Raw genomic sequence first — 21115 nt, 5'->3', positions numbered from 1 at the left:
AACTACATCATAATCTGCGGATTTAGGTCAATTGAAATCTGCAGATGATTCTGGGCCGTTTCCTTTTGATAGTGCTCCAAAAGGGTGCGCAAATGATGGTAAAGCTCCGGCTCTCGTTTGTATTTTATCAGACATTGATAGCGATATCTATTGTTGATTCGACTAATGGGGGAAGCAACCGGGCCTAATACGATAGAATCCTTGTGCAGGCGGGAACTCAAATAATTAGTAATCTTATCTGTCACACTCACCGTTTTCATCAGGTCCTCATGCGACACCGTAACGAGGACTACATAATAATAAGGAGGATAATGGGCTTGCCTCCGGATATACATCTCCCTCTCGAAAAAAGCATCGTAATCCTGCAAAGCGGAAAGCTCTATGCTGTAATGCTCAGGTGTATAGGTCTGGATCACCACTTCGCCGGGAAGTTTGTGGCGTCCAGCCCTTCCGCTAACTTGGGTCAACAACTGGAATGTCTTTTCCGAAGAACGAAAATCAGGCAGATGCAGCATTGTATCGGCTGAAAGCACGCCAACCAACGTGATATTCGGAAAATCAAGCCCTTTCGCAATCATTTGGGTGCCAAGCAGTATGTCGGCCTTCCCTTCCCCGAATGCATTCAACAGCCGCTCATGCGACCCTTTCCTGCTTGTCGTATCGACATCCATCCGGATTACTTTGGCATCAGGAAGAATCTTTGCGAGCTCTTCTTCCACCTTTTGCGTCCCTGTTCCGAAGAATCGGATGTGGTCGCTCTCGCACTCCGGACAAACGGAAGGCATGCCTTCCTCAAATCCGCAATAATGGCATTTCATTATATCATTAAAGCGATGGTAGGTGAGGGAAATGTCACAATTCGGACAGTTGATAACCAATCCGCAGCTACGGCACATGACGAATGAGGAATGCCCACGTTTATTCAGCATCAAGACCGTCTGCTGTCCCTTTTCAAGTCGATCTTGCAGCTTCGTAAATAGCAGTTCTGAAAACATCGAACGGTTTCCAGACCTTAATTCTTCCCTCATATCCACGATATCGACGGTAGGCATCGCATGTTTATTCATCCGCTGACTGAGGGTCAATAACTGATAGACGTTTTTATTGGCACGGGCAAAAGATTCAAGGGTTGGGGTGGCGCTTCCGAGGATGACCGGACAATGATAGGATCTTGCACGTTCGATTGCAACATCCCTTGCATGATAGCGTGGATTTTCTTCTTGCTTATAACTCGCCTCATGCTCCTCGTCAATAATGACGATTCCCAAGTTCTCAAAAGGAGCAAACACGGCGGATCGTGCACCTACCACCACCTTAACTTCTTTCCGGTGAATTTTTCGCCATTCATCATATTTTTCTCCGACGGACAAGCCACTATGCATGACCGCAACCTGCTCGCCAAAACGTTCCTTAAACCGCTTCACCGTTTGGGGCGTCAAGGAAATTTCGGGAACCAGCATGATGGCTTCCTTTCCTTTTTCCATAACCGAAGCGATGGCCTGCAAATAAACTTCGGTCTTTCCACTCCCCGTCACACCATAAAGAAGGAAAACGTCATGTTCATCATGTTTTATTTTCTCCTGAATAGGCTTCAAGGCTACAGCCTGTTCATGCGATAACGTAAAAGGATTGGATTTTTCAAAAATACGGTTTTCATAGGGGTCACGATACACTTCCTGATCAAGCTCCATTACCGCTCCCTTTGAAACAAGAGACTTAACCGTTCCGCTTGAAGTGTTAACCAATTCCAGGAGCTCCTTCAGCGGAACTGGATCTGGATGTTCAATGAAATATTGAATCAGTTCCTGCTGTTTTCTTGCATTCCCAGACAGATTTGAAGCCATTTCTGTCAATTCCATTGAAGATAATACCGGTTTTATGACCCGCACGGTCTTTTTATTGAGGCGGTTTTTCACAAAATACACTAACTCCAAATTCCCTTTTTGCAACTCTTTTTGAAATAGGGAAGCATGCTCCCCTTCTATCACATCTTTCCATGATAGTGAGTCATGCTTACCGAAAAGAGCTTGTATCATTGTAGCGAGCTGGGCCTTTTTCCCGTCTACGATATTGATGACTTTTTCATATTTCGCTTTCATGGCTGCCGGAAGCATCGCTTGCAAGGCTGAAATTTTGAAACACATGGCCTCTTTCGTCAACCAGTCACCAAGCTTAAGCAACTCATCATTCAAAACTGGCTCAAGATCCATCGGTTCTTTAATATGGCGGAGTTTAGCAAATTCACTTTTTTCTTTCAAACCCGTTACGAATCCCTGTACCATTCTTGGACCAAATGGAACAATGACGCGCATTCCAGGTTTAATTACCTCGATCCATTTCTTTGGAATGCGATAGTCGAACTCCCGATCCGTTTGTTTGGCAGGTACATCCACTATGACGGATGCAATATCCATAATACATCAATCCTTTTGCATGCAAGATACTTCCGCCAAAATGCTTTTGGCAATATCCGCTTTACTCATTTTTGGAAGTTCGATAGTACGTCCATCCTTATTGAAAATCGTGACAATATTTGTATCGGTGCCAAAACCGGCCCCCGAAACCGTAACATTGTTGGCCACGATCATATCCGCATTCTTTTTCGCTAATTTCCCTTTTGCATATTCTTCGACATTATTCGTTTCCGCTGCAAACCCAACCAGGAGCTGATGGGTCTTATTCTTACCCAATTCCATCAGTATGTCCTTTGTCCGTTCAAATTCAATCACATTTTCTCCAGGTTGCTTTTTCATTTTCTGTTCATGATAAAATTTAGGTTTATAGTCGGCAACTGCAGCAGTCATGATCACTACATCACTGGATTCAAATTGTTCGAAAACCGCTTCGTACATATCTGCTGCTGACTCCACTGGAATGACATTTGCCTTTGAAGGGGGGGTTAGGCTCACAGGTCCGGTGACCAACGTCACCTCGGCCCCTTGCTCAACTGCCTGCTCAGCAATGGCATATCCCATCTTCCCGCTGGAATGGTTCGTCACGAAGCGAACCGGATCGATGGCTTCTCGAGTAGGCCCTGCCGTAATCAAAAACTTCTTTCCCTTAAGTGGCTTAAGGCCGAATTCGCCAAAATAATCTTGAAGATGTTCAACGATCGTTTCCGGTTCCTCCAGTCGTCCCTTCCCTACATAGCCGCAAGCCAAATATCCTTCACCTGGCTCGATGAATTGATATCCAAAGGTCCGAAGCATCTCCATATTCCTTTGCACAGCTGGATGAGCATACATATGGACATTCATGGCCGGAGCGACCCATACAGGGGCTTCCGTAGCAAGCAGTGTGGTCGTAATCATATCATCGGCGATCCCATTGGCGACCTTGCCAATGACATTCGCTGTAGCGGGGGCTACCAGGACGATATCCGCCCAATCTGCAAGGTCGATGTGCGCAATGACCGAGGAGTCCTTCTCATCAAATGTATCGGTATACACATCATGTCTAGAAAGTGCCTGAAAGGTAAGTGGTGTCACGAATTGACGAGCTGAGGCGCTCATGATCACCTTAACGTGAGCACCTGCCTGTGTCAGTTTACTGGTCAGGGCTGCAGCCTTATATACAGCTATTCCGCCAGTGACACAAAGTAGAACCTTTTTATCGATAAGCATGCGAATTTCCCCTAACTATACAATCTATTTTTAACTAATTATGAAGGTTTACAGTTGGAATTTCATTCAATATGCGCAAGAACTGAGAAAAAATGTGTCATATCAGTGCTTGACTGATTAGAAAATGTTTGCTTTTATGTGGCAAAAAGTCAAAACAAACAGGCCTGACACCTTGGCCGCAGGAAGGAAGCAAGTTCCAAAAGTAACGCATCCTGTTTGCTGTTAGGGTGTCAGGCCCGATAGGTCAAGCATATGTGTTCGATTATTTCACTTCAGATGAATGATCATACGATAATTTACCGGAATAGATTTCTTCTAGGGCACGGCCGACTGATTTGTGGGAAACTGGTTTTGCGATCATGCAGTTATCTTTAATTTGCATTTCTCTGGCACGCTTAGCTGCCACTGATACAAGTGAATATTTTGAATCGATTTTAAGTAATAGGGAATCAATAGATGGGTATAACATAGTTTATTCCGCCTCCAACATTTTTTTATAAAGAACAGCAACTCTTTCCCGACGGCAATGCTCGGCAATTACAATTGCATTAATTCTATCACAAGCCGCATCCACATGGTCATTTTCAACGACATAATCATATAGATCCATAAGTTCTATTTCCTCTTTAGCCACTTTCATTCGTCCTTTGATTGCTTCCTCCGTCTCGGTACCACGAGTTACGATTCGGCTTTCAAGCTCGGACAAGCTTGGTGGTGCAAGGAAAATGAATAATCCTTCGGGAAACTTCTCTCGAACCTGCTTAGCTCCTTGTACTTCAATTTCAAGGAAAACATCTTTTCCGGAATCTATCGTTTCCCGGACATAATCAACGGGCGTTCCATAATAATTTCCGACGAACTCCGCATATTCAAGGAGCTTTCCTTCTTCAATCAACGCTTCGAATTCCTCACGCTTTTTAAAGAAATAGTCTACGCCATCCACTTCGCCTTGCCGTGGAAGTCGTGTCGTCATCGAAATGGAATACTCGAATGACGTACCCGGCTGAGAAAAGATCGCCTTTCTTACGGTACCCTTACCAACTCCTGATGGGCCGGACAAAACAATTAATAAACCTTTTTCTCTCATAATCTTTCAGTTACCCCTCTTCTACGCTGTCATCTCGATCTTGAAGCCTTGCTGCAACCGTTTCAGGTTGAACGGCTGATAAGATGACATGATCGCTGTCTGTTATAATGACGGCCCTTGTTCTTCTGCCGTATGTAGCATCTATTAACGATCCGCGATCACGGGCATCCTGGATAATCCTTTTAATTGGAGCAGATTCAGGACTTACAATGGATACGATCCGGTTTGCGGAAACGATATTACCAAAACCAATATTAATGAGCTTAATTGACATTTTTGTCCCCCATTCATATTCTATTGTCACCTTGACAGGGTAATCATAAACCGACTATTCGATATTTTGAACCTGTTCCTTTAATTTTTCAAGTAGGCTTTTCATTTCAACCACTTCTTTCGTAATGGATGAATCATTGGCCTTTGAACCGATGGTATTAACTTCCCTGTTCATCTCTTGAACGAGGAAGTCTAATTTCCTTCCAATGGGTTCGCTATTTACAAGTGTACCTGAAAATTGTTGTAAATGGCTCTCGAGTCTAGTCAACTCTTCATTTATATCACATTTATCAGCAAAGATGGCCGCTTCCGTTACAATACGGCTTTCTTCAATCAATCCTTCAGTCAACTCGGAAAGCTTTGCGGCCAAACGGGTCTTATATTGTCCTACTACAGAAGGTGCATAATTCTTAACCTCTTCTATAATTTCAGCAAGCTTCTTCAACTGATTTTGCAGATCTCGGGCAAGTTCCCGACCTTCCTGAACACGCATGTGCTTCAAGTTTTCCAGGGCACCCTTTAAGGATTCCAACAGCAACGATTCCAAATCGACAGGAACGGTCGGTACTTCTTCCGTCAAGAAAATCGATTCAAGTTGGAGCATGTCTTGCAGCGTAATGGAACTTTCCAGGTTATATTTCCCCTTCACGTCATCCATCAATCTTACATATTGATCGGCAAGATCCCAATCAATTTTGACATTCTTGGAGACCAAGCTTTCCCCTTCAACCGTGATGAAGATTTCCACTCGTCCCCTTCTTATGTATTCGTTCGCTATTTTCTTCACTTTTTCTTCCAGAACCAACAGTTGGCGCGGCATACGAATCGTATATTCGCAGAAACGATGGTTCACCGTCTTGATTTCGGCAAAGACCTTGACCTGTTCGTTTTGTGCTTCTCCTCTTCCATAGCCCGTCATACTGGTAACCATGTCCCCACTTCCAATCAAACATAATGTGTAACTTGGCATGTTCATTCAATCTATATCAGCGCTTGCACGTATGCATCTGTTTATAAATAAAAGGTTCTAAAAATAAAAAGGTAATAGAGAAAGACTCTATCACCTAAAAGATTATATCATATTTTATTTTGCTTTTCTTGCTAAAAAGGTTCCCGCTAGTAAAAAAGTTGGGATGGAGGACATTCCTACCACCAATAGCCAATCCCTGCCTGAAATCGGGACGGTGTGAAAGATTTCCTGTAACGGCTGCACATACATTACAGCAAGCATCAACAGCAATGATGACAACACAGCCCCCACTAAATATAGATTACCAAACGGATTTCTCGAAAAGATAGATTTTTCACTCCGACAGTCAAAAACATGGATTAACTGAGCAAGAACGAGTGTCGCAAATGCGATAGTCTGTGCATAAGGAAGATTATCCGGATTCGCTCGGTATACCACGTAAAAGGCAATCAGCGTCGATATCCCGATTAAAAATCCACGCGAAACGATTTTCCAGCCAAGACCCCTTCCAAATACACCTTCATTCGCACTTCTAGGATTCCTCTTCATCACATCTTCTTCAGGAGCATCAAGCCCTAAAGCCATTGCAGGGAGTCCGTCCGTAACCAAGTTGACAAAAAGGATTTGAATGGGAATCAACGGTAATGGCAAGGCACACAGCATCGCAAAAAACATGACTAAAATCTCCCCAACATTGGATGCCAACAAATATCGGATAAACTTTCTGATGTTCTCATAGATGTTCCGTCCTTCTTTAATTGCCGATTTGATCGTGGCAAAATTGTCATCGACCAAAATTAAGGAGGAGGCCTCCTTGGCAACGTCCGTACCAGTGATGCCCATCGATATGCCGATGTCGGCTGATTTGATAGCTGGAGCATCATTGACACCATCCCCGGTCATCGCAACGACGTGTCCTTTATTTTGTAATGCTTTAACAATTTTCAACTTATGCTCCGGCGAAACACGGGCGAATACTGACACCCTTTCGACGATTTCTTCCAGATCATTCACTTCCATCTCCGATAATTGACGACCTTCGAGTACGAGATCTTTCCCTCTTAATATACCTAAATCTTTTGCGATTGCCTTGGCTGTTGTAACATGATCACCCGTAATCATGACCGTCTTGATGCCCGCATCTCGACATTCCTTTACTGCTTGTTTCACTTCAGGACGTGGAGGATCGATCATGCCCTGAAGCCCCATGAAGGTCAAATTCCGTTCTGCCTCCGTTTCATGAAGTAAAATCGTTCCCTTTGAAAGTGGTTTGTAGCCCACGGCAATCATTCGAAGCGCACTTGATGCAAGTTCATTCATTTTCAGTTGTACCCGTTCGTTATTTTCCCGATTTAGCTGGTCCGTTCTACCATCTACCAAAATCGTATCACACTGAGCAATCAATACATCCGGTGCACCTTTTACCACGACAAAATGATTTTCTTTATCATCCTTGACTACAACGCTCATCATTTTCCTTTCAGAATCGAATGGAAATTCCTTCACGATTGTGAACTGATTTGACAAATGCTCTCTTGTCAATCCCGCCTTCATCGCCGCAATTACCATCGCCCCTTCAGTCGGATCTCCGTCAAGGACATATTCATTTCCTCTCTCGTTTACTTCAGCTTTGTTGCAAAGAAGCCCAAATGTCATCATTTGAAGGAGAGCTTTCTCATTTTTTGGAGCAACCGAAACGCCTCCTGAAGAAAACTCCCCTATAGGATGATACCCTGTTCCACTTACATCCCAGGTTCTTCCACCACTCCAGATTTTCGTAACCGTCATTTTATTCTGGGTAAGCGTCCCAGTTTTATCGGAACAGATCACGGTGGCACAACCAAGCGTTTCAACCGCAGGCAGCTTCCTGACAATCGCTTTCTGTTTGATCATCCTTTGAACGCCCAAAGACAGGGCTACAGTCACAATGGCAGGTAGACCTTCCGGAATCGCCGCAACCGCCAAGGAAACACCCGCTAAAAACATGGTATAAAGATCATGACCTTGCAGAACACCCGTCAATACGACAACGCCCGTTAAGATCAAGGCTGTAATGATCAGGATTTTTCCCAGTTGTTCCAATCTCCGCTGCAGTGGCGTTTCCTTCGTTTCCGCTGTCTGAAGAAGGTCGGCTATCTTCCCCATTGCCGTGTTCATGCCAGTAGCAATAACAATTCCGACACCATTCCCCCTCGTGACCATCGTTCCCATGAAAGCCATATTTTCCTGATCTCCGATACCCTCTGCCTCTCCCATCAATGGATCGGAGCATTTAACAGCAGGAATGGACTCACCTGTTAGGGCAGATTCTTCAATTTCAAGACTGGAATGGCCGACAATCCGTAAATCTGCTCCTATCCGGTCCCCGCTTGCAAATTTCAAGATATCTCCGACCACCACTTCCCTTGAAGGGATCTTAAGCCATTGCCCGCCCCTTAGCACCTGAACCTGTGGGGCTGTCATTTCCTTTAGAGCATCCAGTGATTTTTCAGCTTTCCGTTCTTGAAAGAAACCAAGTACTCCATTTAAAAAAACAATGGCAATGATGGCAATCGCATCGATGTATTCCCCCAAGATGCCGGAAATCAAGGTTGCTGCAAGCAAGACAATGACCATGAAATCTTTAAACTGCGCGAAAAATAAAAGGATGGCAGATTGCTTTTCCGCCGCTTTCAGTTCATTGAATCCTTGTTTGTTCAGCCTGTCCTGTACTACCTTTTCATTTAAACCATCATTTACGTTCGTTTGAAGCGCCGTCTCCATTTCTTGCTTATTCATTTCCTTGAACTCCATCGAGTATCACACATCCCTTTGAATAGAATGAAATAGGCCCCTGTATACATGCTCAAAACAGGCGCTTAGCTCTGCTCATCCACATCCGCCTGCATACTAAACTACATAAAACAACCTGCTCTTCTTCCATGATTATTCAGACTCGTCCAAAAAAATGCTATAATTAATGTGAAATTGCATAAACAGACTATCAATCCTGCTGATGGATGAAGGAGATATCCAAAGTAGGTTCATGCAAATGCTTTTTCTAGTCTTTAAGGGCATCATCTTTAATCGGCTCATTAAATTGAAAAAGCACTATAGAAAATCTTATGTAAAGGAAGTAAAAGAATGTCATTCGATGGATTATTCACGAAAGCGATAACGGAAGAAATCGCTTCTTTATTAAAAGGCGGACGCATCAATAAAGTGCATCAGCCCTATAAAAACGAAATCATACTGGTCGTTCGCGCCGGAGGTAAAAATCAGAAACTACTTCTTTCCGCTCACCCTAGCTATTCTAGGGTACAGCTATCGGAGGAAAGCTATGAAAATCCGAAAGAGGCACCGATGTTCTGCATGTTGCTTAGAAAACATCTGGAAGGCTACACAATCGAGGATGTCTATCAACATGAGCTAGACCGGATGATCATCCTTGAAGTGAAAGGCAGAAATGAGCTGGGCGATGTCTCTCAGAAACAGCTGATCATCGAAATCATGGGTCGTCATAGCAACATCATCTTGGTTGATAAAGAACGGAATATGATTTTGGATAGCATCAAACATGTCTCACACGCAGTGAACAGCCACCGGGCAATTTTACCCGGCCAGGAATACATTCTGCCACCTGAGCAGGAAAAGCAAAATCCCTTTGACGCAACTGGTGATGATATTAAGAAATCTCTAGACTTTAACGCCGGAAAGCTTGACCGTCAGCTCGTTTCCCATTTCTCAGGGGTTTCGCCTTTAGCCGCTAAAGAAGCCGTTTACCGTGCCGGATTGGCTAACAGTTCGACACTCCCACCTGCTTTTTCAGATCTCATCAAAGAGATTGCGAATCAGGAATATGTCCCGACCATTAAACAAGATGGCAGTAAAGAAGTTTTTTATATGCTTTCCCTGAAGCACCTGACCGGAAAAGAAAAGACGTTTGCATCCTTGAGCGAGATGCTTGACCGATTTTACTTCGGTAAAGCCGAACGGGATCGCGTCAAGCAAAAAGGGCAGGATATAGAACGTTTCATAACGAATGAAATCGAAAAAAACGCAAAAAAAATCGGTAAACTTGAACGGACATTAAAGGAAACGGAACGCGGGGAACAATACCAATTGTTTGGTGAATTGCTGACAGCTAACCTATACCAAATGAAAAAAGGCATGAAAGAGATCGAAGTTGTAAATTATTACAATGAAGATCAAGGAACGGTCGTCATTCCGCTTAATCCATTAAAAAACCCGTCTGATAATGCACAAAAATACTTCTCAAAGTATCAAAAGTCCAAAAATGCAGTCGTGGTCGTCCAAGAGCAAATCGAAAAGGCCCAACTGGAATTGGCTTACTTTGAAGCCTTGCATCAGCAACTGCAGTCTGCCTCACCGAAAGATATCGAGGAGATACGCGAAGAACTACAAGAAGAAGGATACATCCGTCAGAAAAAGAAAAAGGGCATGAAAAAACCTGCCAACGCTAAACCGCAGCTTGAAACCTATTACAGTACTGATGGGGACCTCATATTCGTCGGGAAAAACAATAAGCAAAATGACTACTTAACGAATAAATTTGCCCGCCGCGATGAAATTTGGCTTCATACGAAGGATATTCCTGGCTCACATGTCGTGATCCGGAATGAATCGCCAAGTGAAAAAACCATAAAAGAAGCGGCCGTTCTAGCTGCATTCTTCAGTAAAGCCAAGCAATCAAGTTCTGTGCCTGTCGATTTCACACAAGTTCGCCACGTGAAGAAGCCGAATGGATCGAAACCAGGTTTTGTCATTTATGAACAGCAGCAAACCGTTTATATCACCCCGGACGCCGATACGGTCATTGCTTTAAAGGATGAAACCGTAAAGGGTTCATGATTGAATTTAAAAAGGGGCTGTCTCATAAGTCCTTTCGAGTAAAATAACGCAAAATTGAAGAGGCGGAAATGTTGTTAAATCAACATTTCTGCCTCTCTTTATTTATTCAATTTAGGCTTAACTACCCTTTTTAGGAACAGCCCCCTTTTTTTATAATAAACCCTTAAATCCCAACTGAACGTATCCATCATTTCCAAATCCTTCGATTCATCTTGTGGATTATAGGAACTACAATCAAACAACCTACCATGATACCGAATATGATTATACTGACGCCTCGTATTATAGAAAAGAAACCTTCCTCTTCATATTTCCCTTCCCTTACAGCCTGTAGGTAGGTACCTTCTCCAGATTGGACGGCAATCGATTCATCCGTACTCACTCCTTTTATAGAGTAGTATTTTGTCCCTTTCTCGTAAGTGTTAGAAAAATTACCCGAATACGTCCCTTCTACATCAGAGTAAGAAGTCACTTCCCCTATTTCTTTACCTGTATTGTCAATTTCATTTTCCTTTATCACGTAGATGTATCCATCCCATACCACAAATGAATGTGCCCATTTGGCCAATGATTGATCAGGATAAATGAGGAGTATCTGAACGAGTATCACAAATGTGAATACATGCTTACTTTTCAAAATGTTTTCTACTCCTTTTTAAGAATCTGTTACTTACTCATTCTCTATTAGCAAGGTTTATCCTTTAAAAAAAGTAAATCAAAGCCCATACTCCGTAGAGAATACAGGGATTTGTACTCTCAAATGCTTTACAAGATACTCAGCTCATGTCGAAATCCATGCGGAATCTTCTGGATTTTCACGCCACTTTTTTAACTTTTCCAGTTCTACCCCGGTAATATAGCCTTTATCGTTCGCCACCTTTATCAATGTTGAATAATCACTTAAGGAAAAGTTCGTGATGCCTTCTTCGGCTAATTTTTCTTTTCCCTTTTCTAATTCGTATGTAAAGATCGAAACCACCCCAAGGACCTCGCATCCTGCTTTTCTAAGAGCGTCGACAGCTGTTATGACGCTCCCGCCTGTTGATATTAAATCCTCAACCACTACCACTTTTTGACCAGGCAATGCACGACCCTCGATTTGATTGCCCTTACCATGTCCCTTTGCTTTCGAACGGACATAACACATCGGCGCCTCCAATTTATCACTCACCCAGGCGGCATGAGGAATTCCAGCTGTTGCGGTGCCAGCGATTAGCTCAGCATCCGGGAAGTTCTGTTTGATCAATCCTTTCAAGCCATCGGCGATTTCATTCCGAACCGCTGGATAGGAAAGGGTCAAACGATTATCGCAATAAATGGGGGATTTGATTCCAGATGCCCACATGAATGGATCATTAGGCTGAAGGTACACCGCTTTGATTTCTAAAAGTCGTTCTGCAATTATTTGGTTTAACATCGAATTCCCCCCCAAGTTGCTTTCATATCTACATATGCTTGTAATGGATCTTTTGCTGATGTGATCGCTCTTCCTACAACGATTGCGTCGGCTCCCATGGCCCTTGCCTGCTCAGGAGTGGCTATTCTGTGTTGATCATGTGTTGGCCCACCTGCATTACGGATGCCTGGCGTGACCGTCATAAATTGGTCGCTGATGTGTTCATGGATTCTTCTTACTTCATGCGTCGAGCAGACAACGCCGTCAAGGCCGGCGTCGTGTGTAAGCTTTGCATAGTGTATTACTGAATCCTCAAGCGTTCCGGTGATGTTTTGTTCCAGATTCATCTGTTCCTGCGAGGTACTTGTCAGTTGTGTCACCCCAATAGCTATCGGGCGGTTTTTCCCGGCAGCTGTACCACTTTCCAGCCCTTCAAGCGCAGCTTCCATCATTCTGTGACCGCCAGCCGCATGGACATTGACCATATCCACTTCTAATTGTGCAAGCCCCCTCATTGCCATTTTGACCGTATTAGGAATATCATGAAGTTTTAAATCTAGAAATATATCATGACCTTGTTCTTTCACATACGAAATGATGGTCGGCCCATTCTGATAAAAAAGCTCCATCCCGATTTTAACTGCCAGTTTCTCAGTTTGAAATGGTTGTAAAAATCGCTTTGTTTCAATCAGATCAGGAAAATCAAGCGCGATGATTAAGGATTGCTTCATTTTTATTCCAGCTCCTTCCGGTACATTGTGATATATGGTCAAATCCCAACTCATCCAATAATCTTGGCAAATCTTCAATGATCGTCGGGCAAATAAACGGATCTATGAAATTTGCAGTTCCCACCGCAACTGCGCTTGCACCTGCATAGAAAAATTCAATGACATCCTCTGCACAATTGATGCCACCCATACCGATGATAGGAATCGAAACTTGCTGGCTCACTTCATAAATCAGCCTAAGTGCGACTGGTTTAATGGCAGGACCGGATAATCCACCCGTCTTATTTGAAAGGATCGGCTGACCCGTTTTTAGATCCAAGCGCATGCCGATTAACGTATTTATCATCGTCAGTCCATCGGCACCGCCTTCTTCAACCGCCCTAGCCATGGCCACTATATCACTGACATTCGGAGAAAGTTTAACATAAACCGGGACCGAGGAAACTTCCTTGACTGCCTTGGTTACTTCCTTTGCAACTTCAGGAATCGTCCCAAAAGCGATGCCTCCTTCTTTCACATTCGGGCAGGAGATATTCAATTCAAGTGCCGCCACATTCCCCGACTTGCTTATGTCCCGGGCAACTTTCACATAATCGGCTATATGGGATCCAGCAATGTTTGCGATGATCGGCACATCATATTTATTGAGCCAGGCCAATTCTTCATGGATGACTTTATCCAGACCTGGGTTTTGCAACCCGATTGCATTCAACATGCCAGAAGAAGTTTCGGCGACACGAGGTGTCGGATTGCCAAAACGGGGTTCGGGTGTTGTCGCTTTAATCATGATGGCTCCCAATATATCCAAATCAAAGAACTGGCTATATTCACGCCCGAATCCAAAACAGCCTGAAGCTGGCATGACCGGATTCTTCAAATGTAAACCAGGTAGTTCTACCGATAATTTGCTCATAGTACCACCTCTCCTGAACGAAATACGGGTCCGTCACTGCAAACCTTCTTATAACTGAAGCCTTCCGGATCATCCGCTGTGTGACATACGCAGGCAAAACAAGCACCAATCCCGCAGCCCATTCTTTCCTCAAGCGACAGATAAAGCTTTTTGTCGCGATACCCCGCTTCCAACGCCTTCAACATCGGCGTCGGTCCGCAGGAGAAAATCGTTTCAAATTCCGTTCCTATCTTTTCGAGTACGGTCGTCACGAATCCTTTTGTCCCATATGTTCCATCCGCTGTCGCAATATATGTATCTCCTAATTCTCTAAACTCTTCTTCATAAAAAACGGCAGCCTTCGTTTGGAAACCAAGTACATGTATGACCCTGACTCCTCTGGCAACCAGCATTTTTGAGAGCTGGAACAGGGGAGGGACACCTATCCCCCCACCGACCAACAATGCAGTCTCTCCAGCTTTCGCTTCATCAACCGGAAAGCCGTTGCCAAGTGGACCGAGAATATCCACCCCTTCCATCTGCTTCCGCTGGGACAATAATGTTGTTCCCTTCCCTTCAGCCCTGTAAATCATCGTGAATTCCTTTTTGCTTTTATTGTAAGAAGAAATCGAAATCGGGCGTCTTAGCAGTGGCTCGGTACCTTCCGTCGGTTTAATTTGGACAAATTGGCCCGGCTGCTTCATTTCAGAAACTAACTCACCTTGTAGGGTCAGTTCAAAGATAGATGGAGCCAGTTCTTTATGTGTCAACACCTTCATTGTTTCCTTCTTGATCATGTATAGCTCACCTCACGACTTTTTTTCGTCTTTCCCATGGCTTCCGTCGAGAATGTCATGGATTCGATCACTCTTAAAATGGCTTCTGCCGTATCCAATGATGTCAGGCAGGTAACTCCATTTTCAACCGATTCACGTCTGATCCTGAACCCATCCCTTTCCGGTTGCTTCCCTTTTGTCAATGTATTGATGACGAACTGGGCTTCGCCGTGACGGATGACATCCAGCAGGTTCCTGCCTTCTTCACCAATTTTTCCTACGACACCCGTTGGAATGCCTGATTCCTCCAGCATGACGGCCGTTCCGCTTGTAGCGATTAGCTTGAAGCCGATGTTATGAAAGCGTCTAGCTAATTGAAGTGCTTCCCGCTTATCTTTATCCGATATGGTTAACAAGACCGTTCCGTGACTTTGTATGGTGAAGCCACAAGCGACAAGTCCTTTGTACAGAGCCTTTTCAAGCGTGCTATCTTTCCCCATGACTTCGCCCGTCGACTTCATTTCTGGCCCGAGTGAAATGTCCACTCCTCTTAGTTTAGCAAATGAGAAGACAGGCACTTTTACATAAACCCCGCTTTGTTCGGGAACCATTCCGGATTGATACCCTTGACTTTCAAGCGATTGGCCTAGAATCACTTTAGTGGCCAAATTCGCCATCGGTACGTTCGTAATTTTGCTTAAGAACGGAACTGTACGGCTTGAACGTGGATTCACTTCGATGACATACACTTCATCATTACTGATGACATATTGGATATTTAACAGACCGATAATATTCAATCCCTTTGCCAATCTGGTCGTGTAATCGATGATCACTTCTTTTTGCTTTACCGTTAGGCTTTGAGCCGGATAGACGGCAATCGAATCGCCCGAGTGAACGCCTGCCCGTTCGATGTGTTCCATGATTCCTGGTATGACGACATGCCTTCCATCCGAAATACCATCAACCTCCACTTCCTTACCCGTTAGATACCGATCAATCAATACCGGATGTTCCGGATTGATTTTCACCGCATTTTTCATGTAATGAAGCAACTCTTCCTGTTTGTAGACAATTTCCATCGCCCTTCCCCCAAGTACATAGGAAGGCCTTACTAAAACGGGGTACCCAATATCTTCAGCAATGATGATCGCTTCTTCAACGGACGTGGCCGTTTTCCCTTTCGGTTGGGGAATGCCCATTTCTTGGAGGGCATGCTCGAACTTATTTCGATTCTCTGCACGATCTAGGTCTTCAAGGGAAGTACCGAGAATTTTCACGCCTCGTTCGACCAGTCCGTCTGCAAGATTGATCGCTGTCTGTCCACCAAATTGTACGATGACCCCTTCCGGCTTCTCCAGGTCGATGACATGCATCACATCTTCAAGTGTCAATGGCTCGAAGTAAAGCTTATCGGAAATACTGAAATCTGTTGATACCGTTTCAGGATTATTATTGATGATGATTGCTTCATAGCCCGCTTCTTTAATGGCCCACACGGAATGTACGGTCGCATAGTCGAATTCTACACCTTGACCAATTCGGATCGGACCAGATCCCAGCACGATGACGCTCTTTTTATCCGTAACCACCGATTCGTTTTCCTCTTCATACGTTCCATAAAAATACGGTGTTTCCGATTCGAATTCTGCGGCACACGTATCAACCATTTTATAGACTGGTATGATTCCATGCTGTTTTCGATATTCATATACATTGATCTCAGCGACTTCCCAGATTTCCGAAATGGTTTTGTCGGAAAAGCCAAGCTCTTTAGCCTTCTGCAGGACTTCCATGTCATAAATATGAGTACGTAGCTCTTTTTCAAAGTCGATGATTTTCTTCAGTTTATGAAGGAAGAATAAATCGATTTGGCTCCATTCGTGAATGGTTTCAATCGTTTTTCCTCTTCTTAATGCCTCACCGATATAGAATAACCGTTCATCTCCCGCTTTCCGGATTCTTTTTTCAATTAATTCATCATTGAAATTCTCACTCAACTCGAGGTGATATAGTCCAGCTTCAAGGGAACGAACAGCTTTAAGTATCGATTCCTCGAATGTTCGGCCAATCGCCATGACTTCTCCGGTTGCCTTCATTTGCGTGCCGAGTCTACGGTTGGCACTTTCAAATTTATCGAACGGCCAACGAGGAATTTTCGTGACGACATAATCTAGCGCCGGTTCGAAGCTGGCATACGTTTTGCCTGTAACCGGGTTCATCATTTCATCTAGCGTCAAACCGACTGCAATCTTAGCTGCAAGTTTGGCAATCGGATAGCCTGTCGCTTTCGATGCGAGTGCCGAAGAGCGGCTTACCCGTGGATTGACTTCAATGACATAGTATTGGTAGCTATTTGGATCAAGGGCCAGCTGAACATTACAACCACCCTCGATTTTCAAGGCACGAATGATTTTCAATGAAGTGTTCCTAAGCATTTGGTACTCTCGGTCACTTAGCGTTTGACTTGGTGCCGCAACAATCGAATCACCTGTATGTACACCGACTGGATCGAAGTTCTCCATATTACATACGACTATCGCATTATCATTGGAGTCTCGCATCACTTCATATTCCACTTCTTTAAAACCGGCAATGCTCTTCTCAAGCAGGCATTGGTGGACAGGACTGCTTTTCAAGCCGCCTTCAACAATCTCGATCAACTGCTCTTCGTCTTCACAAATCCCGCCTCCTGTTCCACCCAATGTGAATGCTGGACGAACGATGACTGGATAGCCGACTCGCTCCACGAACGCATAGGCCTCATCTAAATTATGTATAATGTCGCTATCTGGAACCGGCTCATCTAGTTCATTCATTAACGTGCGGAACAAATCCCTGTCTTCCGCTTGTTGGATGGCAGAAAGTTTCGTACCCAGAATCTGGACGTTACATTCTTCCAATATTCCCGCATTGGCCAATTCTACGGCCATATTCAATCCTGTCTGTCCGCCCAAAGTCGGAAGCAAGGCATCTGGACGCTCCTTGCGGATAATTTTACTGACAAATTCCAGGGTGATCGGTTCGATATAAACCGCATCAGCCATTTCACTGTCGGTCATGATCGTCGCGGGGTTTGAGTTAATCAGTATTACCCGGTAGCCCTCTTCTTTTAATGCGATGCATGCTTGAGTTCCTGCGTAATCAAACTCAGCGGCTTGGCCGATTACGATTGGACCAGAACCAATAACTAAGATGCTTTTTATATCCGTGCGTTTTGGCATGTTTCTTCCCCCTTTGTAGTGGCAACTTCAACGTTCCGTAAAAATTCATCGAAAAGATAATTGGCATCTTCCGGTCCTGGTGACGCCTCCGGATGGTACTGAACCGTAAAGGCCGGGTAATGTTTATGGCGTAAACCTTCGATGGTATCATCATTCAAGGCAGTATGTGTAACGGTAAGATCGGTATTTTCGATTGAATCCGCTTCGACTGTGTAGCCATGATTTTGGGAAGTAATGGACACCTTTCCCGTACGAAGATCCTTTACTGGATGGTTGGATCCGCGATGACCGAATTTTAGTTTGTCTGTATCTGCCCCGTTTGCAAGTGCGAACAGCTGATGGCCCAGGCATATTCCGAATAGTGGGACTTCTTTCTGGATTGTCCGGATCATTACTAACGTTTCCCGAACGCTTTTTGGGTCTCCAGGTCCATTGGACAGCATCACTCCATCCGGATGATAGTTCATGATTTCCTGTGCCGTGATGTTATAAGGAACGACCACGACATCACACCCACGTTTCGTCAACTCTCGTAAAATACCATGCTTCATTCCGTAGTCGACTAGAACCACTCGCGGCCCCCTACCTGGACTTGAGTAGGCCGTTTTAGTAGATACCTGTTTCACCTGAGTGGTCGGGAGTACCGTTGCTTTAAGCTGGGCAATAACCTCATCGGCCTTCTTATTCATATTACAGAGCGCCCCTTTGAGAGCACCTGTCTTTCTGATGATTCTTGTCAGCTTTCTCGTGTCAATCCCGGAGATTCCAGGGATATTCTTCATTTTCAAATAGTCATCAAGTGATAATTGGTTGCGCCAGTTAGAAGGAAATTCTGCAGTTTCCTTCACAACGAATCCCGCTATGGCTGGATTGATCGATTCAAAATCATCTCGGTTGATTCCATAGTTTCCAATTAGCGGATATGTCAATGTAACAATTTGACCACAGTAAGATGGATCAGATAAAATTTCTTGATAGCCTGTCATCCCTGTGTTAAATACGACTTCCCCGATTTTCTCCACGTCTCCACCGAATCCTTCGCCAATGAAAATCGTACCATCTTCTAAAATAAGCTGTCTTTTCATCCCTGAACACGTCCTTTTTCCCAAGCTAACTTTCCTTCTGAAATTGTCATAACCGGCCACCCCTGACATCTCTTGTCATGGAAAGGTGTGTTTTTTCCCTTTGAAGCGAATTCTTCTTTATTGATTACCTGTTCTGCATCCAAATCGATTAACGTGATATCTGCCAAAACTCCTTCTTTTAGCTGGCCGAATGGAAGTGAGAAGCAATCAGCTGGTTTGATGGTCAGGAAGTCTACCAATTGTTTCAGAGTGATGATTTCTTTTTTGACCAATTCCGTATAAAGCAACGGGAAGGCTGTTTCTAGACCTACAATTCCGAATGGAGCAAGCTGCATGCTTTGCTCTTTTTCCTCGACGCTATGAGGAGCATGGTCTGTTGCTATGAAATCGATGGTTCCATCAAGCAGGCCTTCGATTAAAGCATCACGATCTTCGCGTCCCCTTAAAGGAGGGTTCATTTTATAATTCGTATCAAGCCCTGGTATATCATCTTCTGAAAGTAAAAGATGATGTGGGGTCACTTCCGCAGTGACTTTGATACCGGCACGTTTAGCGTTTCTTACGGTTCTTACCGATTCTTTCGTTGATATATGGCAAACGTGGTAATGGCAGCCTGCCGCTTCCGCAAGCAATATGTCACGGGCAATATGTACAGCTTCGCATACAGAAGGAATTCCATTGATTCCATTTTCTTTGGAGAATCTCCCCTCATGAACGGAGCCTTTATTGATTAAGCTATTATCTTCGCAATGGGCGACCACAGCCATATCAATGGCAGCTGCCCGCTTCATCGCCTCAAGCATCATTCCTGCCTCTTGAATGCCAACACCATCATCCGTAAAGGCGAATGCCCCTGTCTTCTTCAGTGCTGAAAAATCAGTCAGCTCCTTGCCAGCTTCTCTAATCGTGATCGAAGCATAGGGCAACACGCGAACATGTGCCGTTTCTTCAATTTTTTTATTCAACGCTTCAAGATGCTCCATTGTGTCTGGCACAGGTCTTGTATTGGGCATGGCCGCTACTGTTGTAAAGCCACCTCTTGCTGCTGCAAGTGTACCTGTTTCTATGGTTTCTTTATGTTCACCCCCCGGTTCTCGTAGATGTACATGAAGATCTATAAATCCTGCTGTAATCAGTAATCCATTGGCATCTACTACCTTATGATTTTCCGTTGGCAAGTTCTCCCCGATTTTCGTGATGATTCTTCCCTCGATTTCTATATCTGCTTTCTTGAATTGATTTTCATTATCTAGCAATACTCCATTTTTGATGACAGTTTTCATGAGTCATTCCTCCCTTATTTTTTTCAAGCACATTTTTTAACACGGCCATCCTGATAAAAACGCCATTTTGCATTTGTTTGAAGATTCTTGAGCGGCTGCATTCGACCAAATCACTGTCAATCTCAACTCCCCGGTTAATGGGGGCAGGATGCATGATGATGGCACTTGGTTTCATCGTTTTTTCACGGATCTTATTCAAGCCAAACCTTTTCAAATACTCCCCATTTCCCACATCATATTTATCGCTATGCCTTTCATGTTGAATCCGGAGCAACATGACCACATCCGATGTCGCTATGGCTTGATCGATGTCTTCGTATTTCGCCAAGCCATTGTTCATGTCAAACCATTCAGGAGGACCTGAAAATACAACTTCTGCACCTAGACGAGTGAGTGCGTCTGCATTGGATTTAGCCACACGGCTATGCCTCACATCCCCAATAATCGAAATTTTCAGACCTTTAAAACTAGTAAACTCTTGCTTTATCGTCAATAAATCGAGCAGCGACTGTGTCGGATGATTTCCGCACCCATCCCCGGCATTAATAATGGGGATATGTAGTTTGTCTTTCAATTCATCAAAGTAGTTGTCTTGTTCATGACGGATGATTAGAGCATGGACCCCTATCGATTCAAAGGTTTTGGCTGTGTCGTATAAGGTTTCTCCTTTTAACATGGATGATGTCCCCGCCTCAAAAGGAATGACCTCAAGACCTAATTTTCTTTCAGCCATTTCGAAGCTTGATTTCGTCCGTGTACTAGGTTCAAAGAAAAGGTTGGCAACCATCGTCTGCTGCACGGGCATCCAATACGTACCGCTGGCAAACCCTTCTGCCTCGTTTAAGATCGTTTCGATTTCAGTTAAAGATAGCTCATTCATCGTCAATAATTTTTTCATCATTCCTGCTCCCTTCACAATTTTTT

At 44.1% G+C, this 21115-nt stretch carries 17 protein-coding genes; 1 reads left to right on the top strand and 16 read right to left on the bottom strand.

Annotated elements, in window-relative coordinates:
- Positions 1–2: 2 nt before the first annotated feature.
- From priA to ACIQXN_RS14410, 7 genes are all read right to left on the bottom strand, one after another.
- Positions 3–2414, bottom strand: coding sequence for a primosomal protein N' (gene priA, locus ACIQXN_RS14440; RefSeq protein WP_402967715.1), 2412 nt, complete (start codon positions 2412–2414; stop codon positions 3–5).
- 6 nt (positions 2415–2420) lie between these two features.
- Entirely contained in the window at positions 2421–3623 is a 1203-nt protein-coding gene (coaBC, locus tag ACIQXN_RS14435) for a bifunctional phosphopantothenoylcysteine decarboxylase/phosphopantothenate--cysteine ligase CoaBC (protein ID WP_402967712.1), read from the bottom strand.
- Positions 3624–3885: 262 nt separating this feature from the next.
- Positions 3886–4092, bottom strand: a complete 207-nt coding sequence (rpoZ, locus tag ACIQXN_RS14430; RefSeq protein ID WP_402967709.1) for a DNA-directed RNA polymerase subunit omega — start codon at positions 4090–4092, stop codon at positions 3886–3888.
- Between the two features lie 3 nt (positions 4093–4095).
- On the bottom strand, positions 4096–4710 hold the full coding sequence (gene gmk / locus ACIQXN_RS14425; RefSeq protein ID WP_402967706.1) for a guanylate kinase: 615 nt from the start codon (positions 4708–4710) through the stop codon (positions 4096–4098).
- 10 nt (positions 4711–4720) lie between these two features.
- Positions 4721–4984 (bottom strand): extracellular matrix/biofilm regulator RemA, encoded by a 264-nt coding sequence (gene remA / locus ACIQXN_RS14420; protein ID WP_034313813.1) that lies wholly within the window; start codon positions 4982–4984, stop codon positions 4721–4723.
- Positions 4985–5038: 54 nt separating this feature from the next.
- Positions 5039–5914, bottom strand: coding sequence for a YicC/YloC family endoribonuclease (locus ACIQXN_RS14415; protein WP_402967703.1), 876 nt, complete (start codon positions 5912–5914; stop codon positions 5039–5041).
- Between the two features lie 153 nt (positions 5915–6067).
- Positions 6068–8746, bottom strand: coding sequence for a calcium-translocating P-type ATPase, SERCA-type (locus ACIQXN_RS14410; RefSeq protein WP_402967700.1), 2679 nt, complete (start codon positions 8744–8746; stop codon positions 6068–6070).
- Between the two features lie 330 nt (positions 8747–9076).
- On the opposite strand from ACIQXN_RS14410, the gene ACIQXN_RS14405 reads away from it, so the two are divergent.
- The gene (locus tag ACIQXN_RS14405) at positions 9077–10804 is read left to right on the top strand and encodes an Rqc2 family fibronectin-binding protein (protein ID WP_402967697.1); all 1728 of its coding nucleotides are present in this window, start codon (positions 9077–9079) and stop codon (positions 10802–10804) included.
- 187 nt (positions 10805–10991) lie between these two features.
- On the opposite strand, the gene ACIQXN_RS14400 is transcribed toward ACIQXN_RS14405, so the two are convergent.
- From ACIQXN_RS14400 to ACIQXN_RS14360, 9 genes are all read right to left on the bottom strand, one after another.
- Complete coding sequence (locus ACIQXN_RS14400) at positions 10992–11441, bottom strand: hypothetical protein (protein ID WP_402967693.1); 450 nt, start codon at positions 11439–11441, stop codon at positions 10992–10994.
- 144 nt (positions 11442–11585) lie between these two features.
- Complete coding sequence (pyrE, locus tag ACIQXN_RS14395) at positions 11586–12221, bottom strand: orotate phosphoribosyltransferase (protein ID WP_402967690.1); 636 nt, start codon at positions 12219–12221, stop codon at positions 11586–11588.
- Positions 12215–12931 (bottom strand): orotidine-5'-phosphate decarboxylase, encoded by a 717-nt coding sequence (gene pyrF, locus ACIQXN_RS14390; RefSeq protein WP_402967687.1) that lies wholly within the window; start codon positions 12929–12931, stop codon positions 12215–12217. The genes pyrE and pyrF overlap by 7 nt, the downstream gene beginning before the upstream one ends.
- Positions 12903–13844, bottom strand: a complete 942-nt coding sequence (locus ACIQXN_RS14385; protein ID WP_402967684.1) for a dihydroorotate dehydrogenase — start codon at positions 13842–13844, stop codon at positions 12903–12905. Before ACIQXN_RS14385 ends, pyrF begins: the two co-directional genes overlap by 29 nt.
- The gene (locus ACIQXN_RS14380; protein WP_402967681.1) at positions 13841–14620 is read right to left on the bottom strand and encodes a dihydroorotate dehydrogenase electron transfer subunit; all 780 of its coding nucleotides are present in this window, start codon (positions 14618–14620) and stop codon (positions 13841–13843) included. The genes ACIQXN_RS14385 and ACIQXN_RS14380 overlap by 4 nt, the downstream gene beginning before the upstream one ends.
- Positions 14617–17823: a carbamoyl-phosphate synthase large subunit gene (carB, locus tag ACIQXN_RS14375; protein WP_402967678.1), complete on the bottom strand. Its 3207-nt coding sequence runs from the start codon at positions 17821–17823 to the stop codon at positions 14617–14619. Before carB ends, ACIQXN_RS14380 begins: the two co-directional genes overlap by 4 nt.
- Positions 17802–18908 carry a carbamoyl phosphate synthase small subunit gene (locus ACIQXN_RS14370; RefSeq protein ID WP_402967675.1) on the bottom strand — a complete coding sequence of 369 codons (1107 nt, stop codon included), beginning with the start codon at positions 18906–18908 and terminating at the stop codon, positions 17802–17804. Before ACIQXN_RS14370 ends, carB begins: the two co-directional genes overlap by 22 nt.
- Positions 18905–20191: a dihydroorotase gene (locus ACIQXN_RS14365; protein WP_402967672.1), complete on the bottom strand. Its 1287-nt coding sequence runs from the start codon at positions 20189–20191 to the stop codon at positions 18905–18907. The genes ACIQXN_RS14370 and ACIQXN_RS14365 overlap by 4 nt, the downstream gene beginning before the upstream one ends.
- Complete coding sequence (locus ACIQXN_RS14360; RefSeq protein ID WP_402967669.1) at positions 20154–21089, bottom strand: aspartate carbamoyltransferase catalytic subunit; 936 nt, start codon at positions 21087–21089, stop codon at positions 20154–20156. The genes ACIQXN_RS14365 and ACIQXN_RS14360 overlap by 38 nt, the downstream gene beginning before the upstream one ends.
- Between the last annotated feature and the right edge of the window lie 26 nt (positions 21090–21115).

The sequence above is a fragment of the Peribacillus sp. NPDC097295 genome (genome assembly GCF_044761665.1).
Classification (GTDB): Bacteria; Bacillota; Bacilli; order Bacillales; family DSM-1321; genus Peribacillus.
Note: the sequence above shows the minus strand (reverse complement) of the source record. Positions and strands in the feature narration are given on the sequence as shown.

Bases quoted from the DNA above. Each gene is read 5' to 3' on its own strand.
- priA (WP_402967715.1), bottom strand. From the start codon at position 2,414: ATGGATATTGCATCCGTCATAGTGGATGTACCTGCCAAACAAACGGAT.
- coaBC (WP_402967712.1), bottom strand. From the start codon at position 3,623: ATGCTTATCGATAAAAAGGTTCTACTTTGTGTCACTGGCGGAATAGCT.
- rpoZ (WP_402967709.1), bottom strand. From the start codon at position 4,092: ATGTTATACCCATCTATTGATTCCCTATTACTTAAAATCGATTCAAAA.
- gmk (WP_402967706.1), bottom strand. From the start codon at position 4,710: ATGAGAGAAAAAGGTTTATTAATTGTTTTGTCCGGCCCATCAGGAGTT.
- remA (WP_034313813.1), bottom strand. From the start codon at position 4,984: ATGTCAATTAAGCTCATTAATATTGGTTTTGGTAATATCGTTTCCGCA.
- ACIQXN_RS14415 (WP_402967703.1), bottom strand. From the start codon at position 5,914: ATGGTTACCAGTATGACGGGCTATGGAAGAGGAGAAGCACAAAACGAA.
- ACIQXN_RS14410 (WP_402967700.1), bottom strand. From the start codon at position 8,746: ATGGAGTTCAAGGAAATGAATAAGCAAGAAATGGAGACGGCGCTTCAA.
- ACIQXN_RS14405 (WP_402967697.1), top strand. From the start codon at position 9,077: ATGTCATTCGATGGATTATTCACGAAAGCGATAACGGAAGAAATCGCT.
- pyrE (WP_402967690.1), bottom strand. From the start codon at position 12,221: ATGTTAAACCAAATAATTGCAGAACGACTTTTAGAAATCAAAGCGGTG.
- pyrF (WP_402967687.1), bottom strand. From the start codon at position 12,931: ATGAAGCAATCCTTAATCATCGCGCTTGATTTTCCTGATCTGATTGAA.
- ACIQXN_RS14385 (WP_402967684.1), bottom strand. From the start codon at position 13,844: ATGAGCAAATTATCGGTAGAACTACCTGGTTTACATTTGAAGAATCCG.
- ACIQXN_RS14380 (WP_402967681.1), bottom strand. From the start codon at position 14,620: ATGATCAAGAAGGAAACAATGAAGGTGTTGACACATAAAGAACTGGCT.
- carB (WP_402967678.1), bottom strand. From the start codon at position 17,823: ATGCCAAAACGCACGGATATAAAAAGCATCTTAGTTATTGGTTCTGGT.
- ACIQXN_RS14370 (WP_402967675.1), bottom strand. From the start codon at position 18,908: ATGAAAAGACAGCTTATTTTAGAAGATGGTACGATTTTCATTGGCGAA.
- ACIQXN_RS14365 (WP_402967672.1), bottom strand. From the start codon at position 20,191: ATGAAAACTGTCATCAAAAATGGAGTATTGCTAGATAATGAAAATCAA.
- ACIQXN_RS14360 (WP_402967669.1), bottom strand. From the start codon at position 21,089: ATGAAAAAATTATTGACGATGAATGAGCTATCTTTAACTGAAATCGAA.